Here is a 17890-nt window from a genome sequence, read left to right as displayed (position 1 = left end):
ATGGCATCAATGAGTTTCAAGGCGCCTCTTTCCTTGAAAGAGCGCCTTGTAACTTGCCAGACTAACGACTGTTTCAGTCGCTCGGAGCTTGCGCCGAATAAGCCGGCCGCTGAACAGATGGCTAAATAAAAATTCTGGAGCATTACGCATGAAGAAATTGGGCAAGACGTTGTTGGCTATGTCCCTGATGGGCGCCATGGCCAGTGCTGTTCACGCGGATGACAAAGTACTGCACGTCTATAACTGGTCCGACTACATCGCACCGGACACTGTCGCCAAGTTCGAAAAACAGACCGGTATCAAGGTCGTTTACGATGTCTTCGACAGCAACGAGACCCTCGAGGCCAAGTTGCTGGCAGGCAAGTCTGGCTACGACGTGGTAGTGCCGTCGAACAACTTCCTGGCCAAGCAGATCAAGGCCGGTGTCTATCAGGAGCTGGACAAGTCCAAGCTGCCGAACTGGAAGAACCTCGACGAAGACCTGCTCAAGGCCGTTGGTGATGCCAGCGACCCGGGCAACAAACATGCGTTCCCGTACATGTGGGGCTCCATCGGCATCGGCTACAACCCGGAGAAGGTCAAGGCCGCGCTGGGTATCGACAAGATCGATTCCTGGGACGTGGTGTTCAAGCCGGAGAATATCGCCAAGCTCAAGAGCTGCGGTGTGAGCTTCCTCGACGCTCCGACCGAAATGATCCCGGCGGCGCTGCACTACCTGGGCAAGCCGACCAACAGCACCAGCAAGGAAGACCTCAAAGCCGCCGAAGACCTGTTCCTGAAGATCCGTCCGTCGGTCGGCTACTTCCACTCCTCCAAGTACATCTCCGACCTTGCCAACGGCAACATCTGCGTGGCCGTGGGTTACTCGGGTGACCTGGAGCAGTCCAAGGCCCGTGCCCACGAGGCCGGTGACAAGGTCAAGCTGGACTACATCATTCCGAAAGAAGGCGCCGGTACCTTCTACGACATGGTCGCCATCCCCAAAGATGCGGTCAACGTCGACGCTGCCTACAAGTTCATGGACTTCCTGATGCAACCGGAAGTCATGGCCGAGATCACCAACGCCGTGCGCTTCCCGAACGGCAACAAGGCGGCGACTCCCCTGGTGGACAAGGACATCACCAGCGATCCAAGCATCTACCCGCCGGCTGATGTGAAGAAGCAGCTGTACGCCATTGCTGACCCGGGTGCCAAGGCCCAGCGCGAAATCACTCGCAGCTGGACCAAGATCAAATCGGGCAAGTAAACCTGGTTGCCTCCCTGGGCGCGGTGTAAATCCCGCCCAGGGAGCATGAAAGCACAAATTTTTTTTGCGGCATGAGTGCATCGAAGGTAAGTTGCGCGCCGGTTTGGTTATCCGGCAGGTATTCCTGTCGTTTGCCACGGGCACATTTGTGAGGACCTCCCACTTGTCTATTTCTGTATTTCGCAAGGCCATGCTGGCTGGAGCGGGTCTGACGCTGGCGATCAGCGTCCAAGCGGCGCCCACGGTGCACATTTATAACTGGTCGGACTACATTGGTCAGACCACCCTCGCGGACTTCGAAAAAGCCACTGGCATCAAGCCGGTGCAGGATGTCTTCGATTCCAACGAAACCCTGGAAGGCAAGCTGCTGGCCGGTCGTACCGGCTATGACGTGGTCGTGCCGTCCAACCATTTTCTCGGCAAGCAGATCAAGGCGGGCGCGTTCCAGAAGCTCGACAAGGCGCTGCTGCCCAATTACGCGAACCTTGACCCGGCGCTGATGAAGCGCCTGGAAAAAAACGATCCAGGCAACCAGTACGCCGTCCCCTACCTGTGGGGCACCAATGGCATCGGCTACAACGTCGAGAAGGTCAAGGCGGCGCTGGGTACCGACAAGATCGATTCCTGGGCCATGCTGTTCGAGCCACAAAACATCAAAAAACTCTCCACGTGCGGGGTCGCCTTCCTCGACTCGGCCGACGAGATGCTCCCGGCAGTACTCAACTACATGGGGCGTGACCCCAACAGCACCAACCCCAAGGATTATGCCGACGCCGAGAAGAAGCTCTTGGCCGTGCGCCCGTACGTGACCTACTTCCATTCATCCAAATACATCTCGGACCTGGCCAACGGCGACATCTGCGTGGCTGCCGGTTTCTCCGGCGATGTGTTCCAGGCCAAGTCCCGCGCCGAAGAAGCCGGCAAGGGCGTCAAGCTGGCCTATGCGATTCCCAAGGAAGGCGGCAACCTCTGGTTCGACATGCTGGCGATCCCCAAGGATTCCAAGAATGTCAAAGAGGCCCACGCCTTCATCAACTATTTGCTGCAGCCTGAGGTTATTGCCCAGGTCAGTGATTACGTCGGTTATGCCAACCCGAACCCCAAGGCTGGCGATCTGATGGACCAGAACGTGCGAACCGACGCAGCGGTTTACCCACCGCAAGAAGTGCTGGACAAGTTGTACGTCAATTCCGAGCTACCTCCCAAGGTGCAACGGTTGATGACCCGTAGCTGGACCAAGGTCAAGTCGGGCAAGTAAAAATCCAGGGTCCGTCACGGCAGGGGCGGGCGCAAAAAATCTTGTTGGGAGTTTCACAAATGGCAGTTGCCTCCGGTGCCTATAAGAAAGCCCTCGAGGGCGACCAGCAACCTAAACAGGTGCTGGTCAAAATCGACCGGGTCACGAAAAAGTTCGACGAAACGGTCGCCGTGGACGATGTGTCCCTGGAAATCAAGAAGGGCGAAATTTTCGCCCTGCTCGGTGGCTCGGGTTCGGGTAAGTCGACCTTGCTGCGCATGCTCGCCGGCTTCGAACGACCAACCGAGGGGCGTATTTTCCTCGATGGCGTAGACATTACCGATATGCCGCCCTACGAGCGGCCGATCAACATGATGTTCCAGTCGTACGCGCTGTTTCCGCACATGACCGTGGCCCAGAACATCGCCTTCGGCCTGCAGCAGGACCGTATGCCCAAGTCCGAGATCGACGCCCGCGTGGCCGAGATGCTCAAGCTGGTGCACATGACCCAGTACGCCAAGCGCAAGCCGCACCAGCTCTCCGGTGGCCAGCGTCAGCGTGTGGCCCTGGCCCGTTCGCTGGCCAAGCGGCCCAAGTTGCTGCTGCTCGATGAGCCGATGGGGGCACTGGACAAGAAGCTGCGTTCGCAGATGCAACTGGAGCTGGTGGAGATCATCGAACGGGTCGGTGTGACCTGCGTGATGGTGACCCACGACCAGGAAGAGGCCATGACCATGGCCCAGCGCATCGCCATCATGCACCTGGGCTGGATCGCCCAGATCGGCAGCCCGATCGACATCTATGAAACCCCGACCAGCCGCCTGGTCTGCGAGTTCATCGGTAACGTCAACCTGTTCGAAGGCGAAGTGGTCGACGACGCCGAAGGCCACGCGGTGATCGCCAGCCCCGAGCTTGAGCGCCACATCTACGTTGGCCACGGGGTTACCACCTCGGTGGAAGACAAGCGCATCACCTACGCCCTGCGTCCGGAAAAACTGCTGGTGACCACCGCGCAGCCGACCTGCGAGCACAACTGGTCGCGCGGCAAGGTGCACGACATTGCCTACCTGGGCGGCCATTCGGTGTTCTACGTCGAGCTGCCTGGCGGCAAGATCGTCCAGTCGTTCGTCGCCAACGCCGAGCGCCAGGGCACCCGACCGACCTGGGACGACCAGGTCTACGTCTGGTGGGAGGATGACAGCGGCGTGGTACTGCGGTCATGAATGCGCGCAAGCTCAAGCGAGCCGTCAACCGAATAAAGCCCGAGGGACGCCATCTGGTGATCGGCGTGCCGTTCATCTGGCTGTTCCTGTTCTTCATGCTGCCGTTCTTCATCGTCCTGAAGATCAGTTTCGCTGAAGCCGACGTGGCGATCCCGCCGTATACCGAGATCTACAGCTACGTCGAAGACAAGGTGCAAGTGGTGCTCAACCTGGCCAACTATGGCCTGTTGACCGAAGACGAACTCTACATCTCGGCGTACCTGGGGTCGTTGAAGATGGCCTTCTTCAGCACGCTGTTGTGCCTGCTGATCGGCTATCCGATGGCCTATGCCATCGCCAACGCGCGCAAGGAAGCCCAGACGGTCCTGTTGCTGCTGATCATGATGCCGACCTGGACGGCGATCCTGATCCGCGTCTATGCCTGGATGGGCATCCTCAGCAACAACGGCCTGCTCAACGCCTTCTTGCTGTGGCTGGGGTGGATCGATCAGCCGTTGCAGATCCTCAACACCAACCTCGCGGTGTATATCGGCGTGGTCTATTCGTACCTGCCGTTCATGATCCTGCCGCTCTACGCCAACCTGGTGAAGCATGACCAGAGCCTGCTTGAGGCCGCGTCGGACCTGGGTTCGAGCACCTTCAACAGCTTCTGGAAGATCACCGTGCCGCTGTCGAAGAACGGCATCATCGCCGGCTGTATGCTGGTGTTCATTCCGGTGGTGGGTGAGTTCGTCATTCCTGAGCTGCTCGGCGGCCCGGAAACCTTGATGATCGGTAAAGTGCTCTGGCAAGAGTTCTTCAACAACCGTGACTGGCCGGTGGCCTCTGCCCTGGCGGTAGTGATGCTGGCGATCCTGATCGTACCGATCCTGCTCTTCAACCGTAGTCAGGCCAAAGAGATGGAGGGCAGGGCATGAAGCGTTTCAGTTTCTCCAAATTGATGTTGGTCCTGGGCCTGCTGTTCATCTACCTGCCGATGCTGATCCTGGTGATCTACTCGTTCAACGCCTCCAAGCTGGTGACGGTATGGGGCGGCTGGTCGGTGAAGTGGTACGTCGGCCTGCTCGACAACACCCAGCTGATGGGTTCGGTGATGCGCTCGCTGGAGATCGCCTGCTACACCGCGATCGCCGCCGTGGCGCTGGGCACCCTGGCGGCCTTCGTGCTGACCCGGGTGACCCGCTTCAAGGGCCGTACCCTGTTCGGTGGCCTGGTTACCGCACCGTTGGTAATGCCCGAGGTGATCACCGGTCTGTCGCTGTTGCTGCTGTTCGTGGCCATGGCGCAGATGATCGGCTGGCCGCAGGAGCGTGGCATCGTCACCATCTGGATCGCCCACACCACCTTCTGCGCAGCCTATGTGGCGGTGGTGGTGTCGGCGCGCCTGCGTGAGCTGGACCTGTCGATCGAAGAAGCGGCGATGGACCTCGGTGCGCGGCCGTGGAAGGTATTCTTCCTGATCACCATCCCGATGATTGCACCGTCGCTGGCAGCCGGCGGGATGATGTCCTTTGCCCTGTCGCTGGATGACCTGGTACTGGCCAGCTTCGTCTCGGGCCCGGGTTCGACCACTTTGCCGATGGAAGTCTTCTCTGCCGTGCGTCTGGGCGTGAAGCCGGAAATCAACGCGGTGGCCAGCCTGATCCTGCTCAGCGTGTCGTTGGTGACTTTCATGGTCTGGTACTTCAGCCGCCAGGCCGAAGAGCGTCGCCGTCGGGCGATCCAGCAGGCGATCGAAGAAAGCGCTGCCGACTCGTGGAAACAACCGGACGTGCGTCGCGCGCCGGCGCCGGTTTCAGCGTGATCTGACGGGCCTCATCGCCGGCAAGCCGGCTCCCACAGGTTCTGTGTACAGCAGCCCCTGTGGGAGCTGGCTTGCCAGCGATGGGGCCTTCGGGTTTTTACTCCGGCCAATGCCAGGCTGGCTCATCCAGCATCCCCTGACCGGCAACGCGGGTCTGCCCCAGCACTTTCTCCAGCACGATCGAATTGCAGGTCGCATCCTGTTCCAGCGCCACCACCAGGCGCCGTGCATGTGACACCACCCACACCTGACACTGCTCCGACACGCGGATGATCAAGCGCGCCAGCGCAGGCAGCAAGTGATTGATTGAGCGGTAGTTGGCGACAGCCAGGGTGGTCAGCATGGCAGCGTCCATTCAGGCAAAGAGGGCAGTATCGCCGATTCCGCGTGTTGAACGAATTGTGTACGCCGACAAGCGATCAAGGGATCCCTGATCTACGCTAACACTCGCATTCCTAAATAGATCTGGCACGTGCAAGGAGCCTGCATGACGATGTCGCGTCCTTTATCGATCGTCTGCCTGGGGGGGTGGTTGGTGCTGACGGGGTGCGGTGAGCAAAAAACCGCTGAAGCCGAGCTGCCCAGAGTCGGTGTACAACGTGTTGAACCCAGTGATTTTGCGGCTTCCGTAACCCTGACCGGTGATGTCCAGGCGCGGGTGCAGACTGACCTTTCGTTTCGCGTGGGCGGCAAGATCGTTTCCCGCAGCGTCGATGTCGGTGATCACATCAAGGCCAACCAGGTCCTGGCCCGCCTTGACCCCAAGGACCTGCAGACCAGCGTCGACTCGGCCAAGGCCGAAGTCTTTGCCGAACAGGCACGCGTGACCCAGACTGCCGCCGCCTTTGTCCGCCAGCAGAAGCTGTTGCCCAAAGGCTATACCAGCCAAAGCGAGTACGACTCTGCCGAAGCTGCCTTGCGCAGCAGCCAGAGCGCCCTCAAGGCCGCTCAGGCGCAACTGGCCAACGCCCGTGAACAGCTGAGCTATACCGCGCTGGTGGCTGAGGCGGACGGGGTGATCACCGAGCGCCAGGCCGAAGTCGGCCAGGTGGTCCAGGCCACGGTGCCGATTTTCAGCCTGGCCCGCGATGGCGATCGTGACGCGGTGTTCAATGTCTATGAGTCGTTGCTGGTGGCGCCGCCGAGCGAGCATGCGATTACCGTGCGCCTGGTCGACAACCCGAAGATCCAGACCCTGGGTTATGTGCGCGAAATCACCCCGACGGTGTCGGCGCAAAGCGGTACGGTGCAGGTCAAGGTGGCCTTGAAAAACGTACCTGCGGGCATGGAACTGGGCTCGCCAGTCAGCGCCACTGCCGATGCCCAGGGCAGGCCGAGTATCGAACTGCCCTGGTCGGCGCTGACCAAGGACCTGCATGACCCGGCCGTGTGGGTGATCGGCGAGGGTCACAAAGTCAGCCTGCAGAAGGTCAAGGTCATCCGTTACCTCACCGGCAAGGTGGTGGTCGGCGAGGGCCTTAAAGGCGGCGAGACCGTGGTGGTGGCCGGTGGTCAATTGCTTAACCCGGGAATGCAGGTACAAGTGGCGCCGACGACCGACAGCGGGGTGGCGCAATGAACAGGCTGACGCTGACGTTGTGCAGTGCCCTGCTGCTGGCCGGCTGCGGGAAACCCGCCGAGGCGCCTGAACCTGTGCGACCGGTGTTGTCGCTGGTGGTCGAGCCGCAGAGCCAGGCAAACCTTGGCCGCTTTGCCGGGAGCATTCAGGCCCGCTACGAAAGCACCCTGGGTTTTCGCGTGGGCGGGCGCATTGCCCGACGCTGGGTGGATGTCGGCAGTTCGGTAAAACCGGGCGACGTGCTCGCCAGCCTTGACCCCACCGACCAGCGCAACCAGTTGCGCGCCGCCGAAGGCGACCTGGCCAAAGTGCAGGCACAGTGGATCAATGCCCAGGCCAACGCCCGCCGCCAGCAGCAGCTGTTCGACCGCGGCGTGGGCGCCCAGGCCCAGCTGGATATCGCCCAGACCGACCTGAAAACCACCGGTGCGTCCCTGGAACAGGCGCGTGCGGCAGTCGAGCAGGCCCGCGACCAGCTCGGCTACAGCGAGCTGAAAGCCGATCACGCCGCGGTGGTCACCAACTGGCAGGCCGAAGCCGGGCAAACCGTGAGCGCCGGGCAAGCAGTGGTGACCCTGGCCCGCCCGGACATCAAGGAAGCGGTCATCGACCTGCCCACCAGCTTGGCCGAGCAGGTCTCCGGCGAGCTGAAGTTCCTGGCCGCCTCGCAACTGGACTCAAGCATCAGCACCACTGCCACCTTGCGAGAGCTGGAGCCCCAGGCCGATGCCGCCACCCGTACCCGGCGCGCGCGCCTGACCCTGGCCGATACGCCACTGGCATTCCACCTGGGCACGGCAATCAGCGTCACCCTGACTTCGGCGGTGTCGCCGCGCGTCGAACTACCGGCATCGGCATTACTGGAAAGCGAGGCCAAAACCCGGGTATGGATCGTCGATCCACAACAGAAAACTGTTTCTACTCGCGAGGTAAAGCTGCTTGAGCGGACCGCCAACAGCGTAGTACTGGCCTCTGGCGTGCAGGCCGGCGAGCGGGTGGTGACGGCAGGCGTGAACAGTCTCAAACCGGGCCAGAAGGTCATAGTCGACGAGGAAGACCCGCAATGAAAGGAAGCTTCAACCTGTCGGAGTGGGCGCTGAAGCACCAATCCTTTGTCTGGTACCTGATGTTCGTCGGCTTGCTGATGGGCGTGTTTTCCTACATGAACCTGGGGCGTGAGGAAGACCCTTCGTTCACCATCAAGACCATGGTCATCCAGACCCGCTGGCCCGGTGCGACCCAGGATGAAACCCTGTACCAGGTCACCGACCGTATCGAAAAGAAGCTCGAAGAGCTGGACTCCCTCGACTACGTGAAAAGCTATACCCGCCCGGGCGAGTCGACGGTGTACGTCAACCTGCGTGACACCACCAAGGCGGCGGACATCCCGCAGATCTGGTACCAGGTGCGCAAGAAGATCCAGGACATCCGCGGCGAGTTTCCCCAGGGTATCCAGGGGCCGGGCTTCAACGACGAGTTCGGTGACGTGTTCGGCTCGATCTATGCCTTTACCGCCGACGGCCTGACCATGCGCCAGTTGCGTGACTACGTCGAGCAGGTGCGCGCCGAAGTCCGCGAAGTGCCCAACCTGGGCAAGGTCGAGATGATCGGTACTCAGGACGAAGTGCTGTACCTGAATTTCTCCACGCGCAAGCTGGCCTCCTTCGGCATCGACCAGCGCCAGGTCCTGCAGGCGCTGCAGAGCCAGAACGCGGTGACCCCGGCCGGGGTGATTGAAGCCGGGCCCGAGCGCATCTCGGTGCGCACCACCGGCCAGTTCGCCTCCGAGAAAGACCTGGAGACGGTCAACCTGCGCATCAACGATCGTTTCTTCCGCCTGGCCGACATCGCCGATATCCAGCGCGGTTATGTCGACCCGCCGACCTCGATGTTTCGCTACAACGGCCAGACCGCCATCGGCCTGGCCATCGGCATGAAGGCCGGTGGCAATATCCAGGCGTTCGGTGCCGACCTGCACAAGAAGATGGACAGTGTGATCGCCGAGTTGCCGGTGGGCGTGGGCGTGCACACCGTGTCGGACCAGGCGGTGGTGGTCGAGGAAGCGGTTGGCGGCTTTACCAGCGCGCTGTTCGAGGCGGTGGTCATCGTCCTGGTGGTGAGCTTCGTCAGCCTTGGGGTGCGTGCCGGGCTGGTGGTGGCCTGCTCGATTCCGCTGGTGCTGGCCATGGTGTTCATCTTCATGGAGTACAGCGGCATCACCATGCAGCGGATCTCCCTGGGCGCCCTGATCATTGCCCTGGGCTTGCTGGTGGACGATGCGATGATCACCGTCGAGGTGATGGTCACGCGCCTGGAAAAGGGCGAGAGCAAGGAGCAGGCGGCGACTTTCGCCTACACCTCGACGGCCTTCCCGATGCTCACCGGGACCCTGGTGACGGTGGCCGGTTTCGTGCCCATCGGGCTCAACGCCAGCTCGGCGGGGGAGTACACCTACACGCTGTTTGCGGTGATCGCCGCGGCGCTGCTGGTGTCGTGGGTGGTGGCGGTACTGTTTGCCCCGGTGCTCGGCGTGCATATTCTCAGCACCAAGATCAAACCGCACGACGAAGAGCCGGGGCGCATCGGCAAGGCTTTCGGCAACAGCCTGCTCTGGTGCATGCGTCATCGCTGGCTGACCATCATCGGCACCGTGTTGCTGTTCGTGCTGGCGGTGTTCTGCATGCGTTTCGTGCAGAACCAGTTCTTCCCGTCCTCGGACCGCCCGGAAATCCTCGTCGACCTCAACCTGCCGCAGAACGCCTCGATCGAGGAAACCCGCAAGGCGGTGGACCGCCTCGAAGCGACGCTCAAGGGCGACCCGGACATCGTGCGCTGGAGCACCTACATCGGCCAGGGTGCGATCCGCTTCTACCTGCCCCTGGACCAGCAACTGCAGAACCCGTACTACGCCCAACTGGTGATCGTCAGCAAGGGCCTGGCGTCGCGCGAGGTATTGATGGCGCGTCTGCAGAAGCGCCTGCGCGAAGACTTCGTCGGCATCGGCAGCAACGTTCAGTCCCTGGAAATGGGCCCGCCGGTAGGGCGGCCGATCCAGTACCGGGTCAGCGGCAAGGACATCGACCAGGTGCGCAAACATGCCATTGCCCTGGCCTCGCTGCTCGACAGCAACGAACACATTGGCGAGATGATTTACGACTGGAATGAGCCGGGCAAGGTGCTGCGGGTCGAGATCGCCCAGGACAAGGCGCGCCAGCTCGGGCTGTCGTCCGAAGACGTGGCCAATGTGATGAACAGCATCGTCAGCGGCGCGCCGGTGACTGAGGTCAACGACAACATCTACCTGATCGACGTCATCGCCCGCGCCGAAGACAGCGAGCGTGGCACGCCGCAGACCCTGCAGAACCTGCAGATCGTCACCCCCAACGGCACCTCGATCCCGCTGCTGGCCTTCGCCACCGTGCGCTACGAGCTGGAGCAGCCGCTGGTATGGCGCCGTGACCGCAAGCCGACCATCACCATCAAGGCTTCGGTACGCGGCGACATCCAGCCCACCGACCTGGTGGCCGAGCTCAAGCCGCAGATCGACGACTTCGCCAGCAAGCTGCCAGTGGGTTACGGCGTGGCCACCGGCGGCACCGTGGAAGAAAGCGGCAAGGCCCAGGGGCCGATCGCCAAGGTGGTGCCGCTGATGCTGTTCATGATGGGCACCTTCCTGATGATCCAGTTGCACAGTGTGCAGAAGCTGTTCCTGGTCGCCAGCGTGGCGCCGCTGGGGCTGATCGGCGTGGTCCTGGCGCTGGTGCCGACCGGCACGCCGATGGGCTTTGTGGCGATTCTGGGGATCCTCGCGCTGATCGGCATCATCATCCGCAACTCGGTGATCCTGGTGACTCAGATCGATGAATACGAAGCCCAGGGCTATTCACCCTGGGACGCGGTGCTGGAGGCGACCAACCACAGGCGCCGGCCGATCCTGCTGACGGCGGCAGCGGCGAGCCTGGGCATGATCCCGATCGCCCGCGAAGTGTTCTGGGGGCCGATGGCCTACGCAATGATTGGCGGGATCATCGTCGCCACCTTGCTGACCCTGCTGTTTCTGCCGGCACTGTATGTGGCCTGGTACAAGATCCGCGAGCCGCAGCACCATTGACTACGCCATCGCTGGCAAGCCAGCTCCCACAGGGGCCGGTGCATGCAGACCCTGTGGGAGCTGGCTTGCCAGCGATGAATTCAGCGTTTGTTCAAGCCCTTCGCCAACCGATCCCCGCCCAGCTGAATCAGCGCCACCAACACTACCAGCATGACGATCACCGTCAGCATGATCTGGCTGTCGAAGCGCTGGTAGCCATAGCGGTAGGCAATGTCGCCCAGGCCCCCGGCACCAATGGCGCCAGCCATGGCCGAGGAGTTGATCATGGTCACCAAAGTGATGGTAAAGCCGCCGACAATACCCGGCAGGGCTTCTGGCAGCAGCACATGCCAGACGATGTGCCAGCGCCGGCAACCCATGGCCTGGGCCGCTTCGATCAGGCCATGGTCGACCTCGCGCAGGCTGACTTCGGCGATGCGCGCAAAGAACGGCGTGGCGGCAATGGTCAGCGGCACTACCGCTGCCCAGACACCATAGGTGGTGCCGACGATCAAACGGGTGAAGGGGATCAGCGCCACCATCAGAATCAGGAACGGAATCGAACGGAACAGGTTGACGAAGGCGCCGAGCACCCGGTTCAGGGTGGGCGCTTCGAAGATCCCGCCCTTGCCGCTGGTGACCAGGATCACCGCCAGCGGTACACCGGCGAGCAGGGCAATCAGCGACGAGACGCCAACCATCAGCAGGGTGTCGAGCACACCCTGGAGCAAGCGATCAAACCACATAACCAAGTACCTCCACCTGTGCAGCCCATTGCCGGGCGCGCTCAATCACGTGCGCGTGGCTGTGCGGCGAGTCGGCCACCGACACCACAAGTTGCCCCAGAGCACGGCCCTGGATCGGTTCGATGCCACCTTGCAACAGGCTGACCCGGCCGCCCAACAAGTTGAACAACGCAGAAAGCTCCGGCGCCTGCCGGTCCTTGCCGCTGACCCGCACACTCAACACCAGTGCAGCCTCCGGGCCAGGCGGTTGTGCCTGCAAGCGTGCTTGCAGGGCCGCCGGCAGGGCAGGTTGCAACGGTGCCAGCAAGGTTTTGCTGACTTCATGCTGCGGGTCGCCAAACACTTGCCAGACCGCGCCCTGCTCAACGATGCGCCCGCGCTCGAGCACTACCACCCGGTGGCAGATATCGCGGATCACTGCCATCTCGTGGGTGATCAGCACGATGGTCAGGCCCAGGCGCCGGTTGATGTCGCGCAACAGGCCGAGGATCGATTCGGTGGTTTCCGGGTCGAGCGCCGAGGTGGCTTCGTCGCACAGCAGAATCTGCGGGTCATGCACCAGTGCCCGGGCAATGCCGACGCGCTGCTTCTGCCCGCCCGACAACTGCGCCGGGTAAACCTGGTGTTTGTCCTGCAGCCCGACCAGCTCCAGCAACTCGGCGACCTTGCGCTGGCGCTGGGCCTTGGGCACACCAGCAACCTTGAGCGGCAACTCGACGTTTTGCCAGACGGTCTTGGCCGACATCAGGTTGAAGTGCTGGAAGATCATGCCGATGCGTCGACGCAGGCGCACCAGGCGGTCTTCGTCGTACTCGCCGATGTCCACCTGGTCGATCAGCACCCGGCCATGGCTCGGGTGCTCCAGGCGGTTGATGGTACGGATCAGCGACGACTTGCCGGCACCGCTACGGCCGATGATGCCGAAGATCTCACCGTGCTGGATATTCAGGTCGATACCGTCCAGCGCCGGGGTTTGCTGGCCGGGGTAGGTCTTGCCCAGGCCGATGAAACGCACATGGGCGTTACCCAGTTCCGGGTGCAAAGCCCGTTGCTGAGCCTGCTGCAGGGGCGCGAACGGCTGTTGCTCCTGCGCCACGCGGGCGCTGACGGCGCTCATCTCAGCTCTCCCAGCCAGCTTGGTAGAGCTTGCCGTGGGCCTGATCGAGGGCGGCACGCACCACCGGCGAGTGCTGGTAGATGTCGATGAACTTGGCCAGGCGCGGGTCGTCCTTGCTCTGCGGGCGGATGACGAACTGGATCACGTATTCCTTATGGTCAAGGCCGTCGAACAGCAGCGCCGAGGTGGCGTCGAAAGTCTTCGCCAGGCGGATGTAGGCCGGGTAGCCCTGGACCAGGTCGGCGTCATCGTAGGCGCGCACCAGTTGTACCGCTTCGACCTGGAGAATCTTCAGTTTTTTCGGGTTGGCGACGATGTCTTCCTCGGTGGCCTTGTAACCGACGCCAGACTTGAGGGTGATCAAACCGGCCTTGGCCAGCAGCTGCAAACCGCGGCCGCTGTTGATCGGGTCGTTGGCGATGGCAACGCTGGCGCCCACGGGCAGCTCAGCGAAGCTTTTGTACTTTTTCGAGTACAGGCCGACATTGTTGATGATCCCGGGGGCGAAGGGCACCAGGTCGAAACCGGCGGCGGCCTTGGCGTTTTCCAGGAACGGGATGTGCTGGAAGTAGTTCACGTCGATGTCACCGGCCGCCAGGCTGACGTTTGGCGCGATCCAGTCGCTGAACTCGATCAGCTCGACGTCCAGGCCCTGTTTCTTCGCTTCGCTGACGGCCGCTTCGAGGGGGATGGAGAAGGCCGCGGTGGTGCCGACTTTCAAGGCATCGGCGGCCTGAGCGGCGCCGAACAGACCCAAGGTCAGGGCCAGGGCTGCGACCGGGCGGGCAATAAAGGTCTTAAGCATGCTGTAGCGCTCCCGTCGGGGTCGTAGGGGTGTGGCGGTAGCTGGCGCCAGGATGGTCTGCCGGCAGGTGAGGTTGGTCGCTGGCGAAGAGTTTCTCGCGCAGGCTGCCCTGTTCGTAGGCGGTCTTGTACGAGCCGCGGCGTTGCAGCTCGGGGATCACCAGGTCGATGAAATCGACATAGCTTTCCGGGGTAACCGTGCGGGCCAGGTTGAAGCCGTCCAGGCCGGTTTCGGCGATCCAGCTTTCCAGCGCGTCGGCGACCTGGGTCGGCGAGCCGATCAGGGTGATGTAGCGTCCGCCAAGGGCGTGTTGCTCGAGCAGCTTGCGCCGGGTCCAGTCGTTGTTCTGCAGGTTCTTGGTGGCGGACTGGATGGCGTTGCTTTTCACGTACTGGATCGGCTCGTCCAGTTCGTACTCGGAGAAATCGATGCCGGTGGAACTGGCAAAGTGCGCAACACCGGCCTCGGCGCTGGCATAGCGCAGGTACTCGGCGTGCTTGGCTTTGGCCTGCTCTTCAGTGCGGGCGACGATCACCGTCAGGCCCATGAACACCTTGATCGCCTGCGGGTCACGCCCCGCCGCCACGGCGGCAGCGCGCACCTTGTCGACCTGGGCGCGGGTGGCGGCCTTGTTCTGGCCGCTGATAAACACGCACTCGGCATGGCTGCCGGCAAAGCTCAAGCCGCGCTCGGAGCTGCCGGCCTGGAACAGCACCGGGGTGCGCTGTGGCGAGGGTTCGCAGAGGTGGTAACCCTCGACCCGGTAGAACTCGCCCTGGTGGTTGATTTTGTGCACCTTGTCCGGCTGGGCATAGACCCGCTGCTGGCGGTCGTTGAGCACCGCACCGTCTTCCCAACTGCCTTCCCAGAGCTTGTACAGCACCTGCAGGTACTCGTCGGCCTGGTCATAGCGACGGTCGTGCTCGGGCTGCTGGTCCAGGCCCATGGCCTTGGCTGCGCTGTCGAGGTAGCCGGTGACGATGTTCCAGCCCACCCGGCCACGGCTCAGGTGATCGAGGGTGGAAAGGCGCCGGGCGAACAGGTAAGGCGGCTCGTAGGTCAGGTTGGCGGTCAGGCCGAAGCCGAGGTTGCGGGTGACGGCGGCCATGGCTGAAACCAGCAGCAGCGGGTCGTTGACCGGCAACTGAATCGACTCTTTCAGCGCTACATCGACAGACTGCTGGTAGACGTCATAGACACCGACGATATCGGCGATGAACAAGCCGTCGAACAGCCCGCGCTCCAGTAGCCGGGCCAGCTCGGTCCAGTATTCGAGGGTCTTGTACTGGCTCGAGTTGTCCCGTGGATGGGTCCACAGGCCGTGGTTGATATGCCCGACACAGTTCATGTTGAAGGCGTTGAGCAGGATCTTCTTCTTGGCCATCAGATGGTGCCCCGCAACGGTGGATTTTCATCGTTGAGGTAGTAATTGCCGATGGCGTGGTACTTCCAGCGCACCGGGTCATGCAGGGTGTGCACCCGGGCGTTGCGCCAGTGCCGGTCCAGGCCATGCTCGGCCAGGGTCGCCTGGCTGCCAGACAGCTCGAACAGGGTGGTGCCGGCGGCCAGGGATATCTCGGTGCTGATCGCCCGCGCTTCGGCCACGGCGATCGAGGCGGCGGCGACGGTTTCGGCATTCGGCTCGGCCTGGGCGCGGTCGAGGTATTCACCGGCGCGTTCGAGCAGGGCTTCGCTGGCGTGCAAGCGAATCGCCAGGTGGCCGAAGGACTTCAGGGTCAGCGGGTCTGCGCTGGCCTGATCGACCCCGGCGTCGACCCAGGGCCGGCTGCGGGTGCGCACGAAGTGCAGGGCATCTTCATAGGCGGCGCGGGCGATGCCGGTGTCGATGGCCGCGTGGAGGATCTGCGCCAACGGGCCGACCGTGGTCGGGCGCTCGAAGGCGCTCTGGAACGGCAGCACGTCGTCAGCGGCAACCGGCACGTTGTCGAACACCACCGAACCGCTGCCGGTGGTGCGCTGGCCGAAGCCGCTCCAGTCGTCGATGACTTTCAGCCCGCTGCTGTCAGCCGGTACGAAGGCCAGGCGCTGGACGCCGTCTTCATCGACCACCGAGGTAGGAATGCGCTGGGCATAGATCGCGCCCGTGGCGTAGAACTTGCGGCCATTGATGCGGTAGGCGTCGCCCTCGCGGGTGAGGGCGGTGGTGCGGTCGTGGGCGGTCTTGGTGCCCAGTTCCGCCAGGGCATTGCCGAAGCGCTTGCCGGCCAGTACTTCGGCGTACAGGCGTTGCTGTTGCGCCGGGCTGCCGTTGACCCGCAGCACTTCCAGCGCATAGAAATGGTTTTGCGGGATCTGCCCCAGCGAAGCGTCGGCCTGGGCAATGCGGGCGATGACCTTGGCCAGGGTGACGTTGGACACGCCGGCGCCACCAAAGGCCTTGGGCACGCTGATGCCCCACAGGCCGGAGTGGGAGAACAGCTCGAGTTCAGGCTGCGGCAGGCGCCGTTCACGGTCGCGCAAGGCGCTGTCGCGACGCAGTTGGACGGCGATTTCCTCGGCGATTTGCAAGGCCTGGGCGTCAGCGTGGATGACCGCGACGTTAGCGTGCGGTTGCGGCAAAAGGCTCATAAACAGGGCTCCAGTGGTCTGGTCAAATCCAGGAGTGCCGGGCAGGCAAGGTACCGTTGAGGTGATAGGCGCCGACGGCGTGGTATTTCCAGCGCACCGGGTCGTGCAGGGTGTGCACGCGGGCATTGCGCCAATGCCGGTCGAGGTTGAACTCGGCCAGGGTGGCACGGCTGCCGGAGAGTTCGAAGAGCTTCTCGCTGGCCTGCAGGGCGATCTCGGTGGTCAGCACCTTGGCTTCGGCCACGGCGATCGAGGCGCGGGCGGCAGCGGCGGCGTCGACCGGCGCGGCGTTGACTTCGTCGAGCACTCGCGCGGCTTTGCTCAGCAGCGCCTGGGCAGCATGCAGCTCAAGCTGCAGGCGACCGACATCGGCGATCACGTAGAGATCGTCACTGGCGCGCTCGACCTTGGCGTCGATCCACGGCCGGGCTTTTTCGCGGACAAAAACGATGGTGTCGGCAATTGCCGCTTCAGCGATACCGGCATCGATAGCCGCCTGGATCAGTTGCGAAGCGGCGCCCTGAATGTTCGCGACTTCGCCTTGCTTCCAGGTGTCGATCACCAGCTCTGCATCGACCTGCACCTTGTCCAGCAGCACGGTGCCGCTGGCGGTGGTGCGCTGGCCGAAACCGGACCAGTCATCGACGATGCGCAAGCCCGGGGTGCCACGGCGGACGAAGGCCATGACCTGGCGACCGTCGTCGTTCAGTGCCTTGACCGCCACCCAGTGGGCAAACAGGGCGCCGGTGGAATAGAACTTCTGGCCGCTGAGCACATAGTGATCGCCCTCGCGGGTGATCCGCGCCTTGAGGTCCAGGGTGTGCTTGGTACCGCGCTCCGGCCCGGCATTGCCGATGCGCCAGCCGTCGAGCACCGATTTGAACAGCAATTCTTTTTGCCGCTCAGAGGCGGTGCCTTTGAGCAGTTGCAGGATGCCGAACTGGTTCTGCGGGATCTGCCCCAGCGCCGGGTCGGCGGCGCTGATGATGCGAAATACTTCGGCGATGGTGACAAACGACACCTGCGCGCCACCAAAGGCCCGCGGGATGCTGATGCTGCCCAGGCCGCTGCGGGTGAACTGTTCGATTTCTGCCCAGGGCAGCTTGCGTTGCTGGTCGCGTTTGGCCGCCTGGGTGCGGGCTACCTCGGCCAGCGCATGGGCTGCCTGCAGGGCTTGCTCGTCGTTGCTCAGCACCTTGGCCGGCAACAGCAGCGGGGCGCTGTCCAGGTCGCTGTGGACTGTGGTTTCTGCCAGATTGGACATCAGTACCGCTCCTTGGCTGCACTCAATGCCCTGGCGTTACGCACTGGGGTGATTGTGTTCCTGACCATACCTACCTCACGAATTGAAAACGTCGGCGCGGGGTGCGGCGACAAAATTGCGCTGGTCCGGTGGTCCGGTTCATATACCCTAATAGCGTATAAAAATTAAATAAACTAACTTTTAGGAATAA

The 17890-nt window shown here is 62.6% G+C and carries 14 protein-coding genes and 1 pseudogene; 8 read left to right on the top strand and 7 right to left on the bottom strand.

Annotated features, from left to right (window positions below):
* The first annotated feature begins 148 nt into the window (after positions 1 to 148).
* The 5 genes from BV82_RS25790 to BV82_RS25770 all read left to right on the top strand — a co-directional run bounded on the left by BV82_RS25790 (position 149) and on the right by BV82_RS25770 (position 5510).
* Entirely contained in the window at positions 149 to 1246 is a 1098-nt protein-coding gene (locus tag BV82_RS25790) for a polyamine ABC transporter substrate-binding protein (RefSeq protein ID WP_036994907.1), read from the top strand.
* A 163-nt stretch (positions 1247 to 1409) separates the two neighbouring features.
* Complete coding sequence (locus tag BV82_RS25785) at positions 1410 to 2504, top strand: polyamine ABC transporter substrate-binding protein (RefSeq protein WP_010221195.1); 1095 nt, start codon at positions 1410 to 1412, stop codon at positions 2502 to 2504.
* Between the two features lie 59 nt (positions 2505 to 2563).
* Entirely contained in the window at positions 2564 to 3706 is a 1143-nt protein-coding gene (locus BV82_RS25780; protein ID WP_010221196.1) for an ABC transporter ATP-binding protein, read from the top strand.
* Positions 3703 to 4623: an ABC transporter permease subunit gene (locus tag BV82_RS25775; protein ID WP_010221197.1), complete on the top strand. Its 921-nt coding sequence runs from the start codon at positions 3703 to 3705 to the stop codon at positions 4621 to 4623. Before BV82_RS25780 ends, BV82_RS25775 begins: the two co-directional genes overlap by 4 nt.
* Positions 4620 to 5510, top strand: a complete 891-nt coding sequence (locus tag BV82_RS25770; protein ID WP_010221198.1) for an ABC transporter permease subunit — start codon at positions 4620 to 4622, stop codon at positions 5508 to 5510. The genes BV82_RS25775 and BV82_RS25770 overlap by 4 nt, the downstream gene beginning before the upstream one ends.
* A gap of 97 nt (positions 5511 to 5607) precedes the next feature.
* On the opposite strand, the pseudogene BV82_RS25765 reads toward BV82_RS25770, so the two are convergent.
* Positions 5608 to 5808, bottom strand: a pseudogene (locus BV82_RS25765) (ATP-binding protein); the annotation flags it as partial.
* 189 nt (positions 5809 to 5997) lie between these two features.
* Between BV82_RS25765 and BV82_RS25760 the strand changes: the two are divergent.
* From BV82_RS25760 to BV82_RS25750, 3 genes are read left to right on the top strand one after another with little or no spacing between them, the layout of a single operon-like run.
* Positions 5998 to 7089, top strand: coding sequence for an efflux RND transporter periplasmic adaptor subunit (locus tag BV82_RS25760; protein WP_036994908.1), 1092 nt, complete (start codon positions 5998 to 6000; stop codon positions 7087 to 7089).
* Positions 7086 to 8156 (top strand): efflux RND transporter periplasmic adaptor subunit, encoded by a 1071-nt coding sequence (locus BV82_RS25755; RefSeq protein WP_036994909.1) that lies wholly within the window; start codon positions 7086 to 7088, stop codon positions 8154 to 8156. The genes BV82_RS25760 and BV82_RS25755 overlap by 4 nt, the downstream gene beginning before the upstream one ends.
* Positions 8153 to 11200: an efflux RND transporter permease subunit gene (locus BV82_RS25750; RefSeq protein WP_036994910.1), complete on the top strand. Its 3048-nt coding sequence runs from the start codon at positions 8153 to 8155 to the stop codon at positions 11198 to 11200. Before BV82_RS25755 ends, BV82_RS25750 begins: the two co-directional genes overlap by 4 nt.
* A gap of 80 nt (positions 11201 to 11280) precedes the next feature.
* Here BV82_RS25750 and BV82_RS25745 read toward each other — a convergent pair whose 3' ends face one another.
* The 6 genes from BV82_RS25745 to BV82_RS25720 are packed head-to-tail and all read right to left on the bottom strand — an operon-like array spanning position 11281 to position 17700.
* On the bottom strand, positions 11281 to 11925 hold the full coding sequence (locus BV82_RS25745) for a methionine ABC transporter permease (RefSeq protein WP_036994912.1): 645 nt from the start codon (positions 11923 to 11925) through the stop codon (positions 11281 to 11283).
* On the bottom strand, positions 11915 to 13042 hold the full coding sequence (locus tag BV82_RS25740; protein ID WP_010221205.1) for a methionine ABC transporter ATP-binding protein: 1128 nt from the start codon (positions 13040 to 13042) through the stop codon (positions 11915 to 11917). The genes BV82_RS25745 and BV82_RS25740 overlap by 11 nt, the downstream gene beginning before the upstream one ends.
* A gap of 1 nt (position 13043) precedes the next feature.
* Positions 13044 to 13847 carry a MetQ/NlpA family ABC transporter substrate-binding protein gene (locus BV82_RS25735; protein ID WP_036994914.1) on the bottom strand — a complete coding sequence of 268 codons (804 nt, stop codon included), beginning with the start codon at positions 13845 to 13847 and terminating at the stop codon, positions 13044 to 13046.
* Positions 13840 to 15231 carry an LLM class flavin-dependent oxidoreductase gene (locus BV82_RS25730; RefSeq protein WP_036994916.1) on the bottom strand — a complete coding sequence of 464 codons (1392 nt, stop codon included), beginning with the start codon at positions 15229 to 15231 and terminating at the stop codon, positions 13840 to 13842. Before BV82_RS25730 ends, BV82_RS25735 begins: the two co-directional genes overlap by 8 nt.
* Entirely contained in the window at positions 15231 to 16436 is a 1206-nt protein-coding gene (locus BV82_RS25725; protein ID WP_036994918.1) for an SfnB family sulfur acquisition oxidoreductase, read from the bottom strand. The genes BV82_RS25730 and BV82_RS25725 overlap by 1 nt, the downstream gene beginning before the upstream one ends.
* A 22-nt stretch (positions 16437 to 16458) precedes the next feature.
* The gene (locus BV82_RS25720; RefSeq protein ID WP_010221209.1) at positions 16459 to 17700 is read right to left on the bottom strand and encodes an SfnB family sulfur acquisition oxidoreductase; all 1242 of its coding nucleotides are present in this window, start codon (positions 17698 to 17700) and stop codon (positions 16459 to 16461) included.
* Positions 17701 to 17890: the final 190 nt, after the last annotated feature.

It is taken from the genome of Pseudomonas donghuensis (assembly GCF_000696345.2).
Lineage (GTDB): Bacteria > Pseudomonadota > Gammaproteobacteria > Pseudomonadales > Pseudomonadaceae > Aquipseudomonas > Aquipseudomonas donghuensis.
The sequence above is the reverse complement of the archived record's forward strand: the minus strand, read 5'-3'. Positions and strand labels throughout refer to the sequence as shown.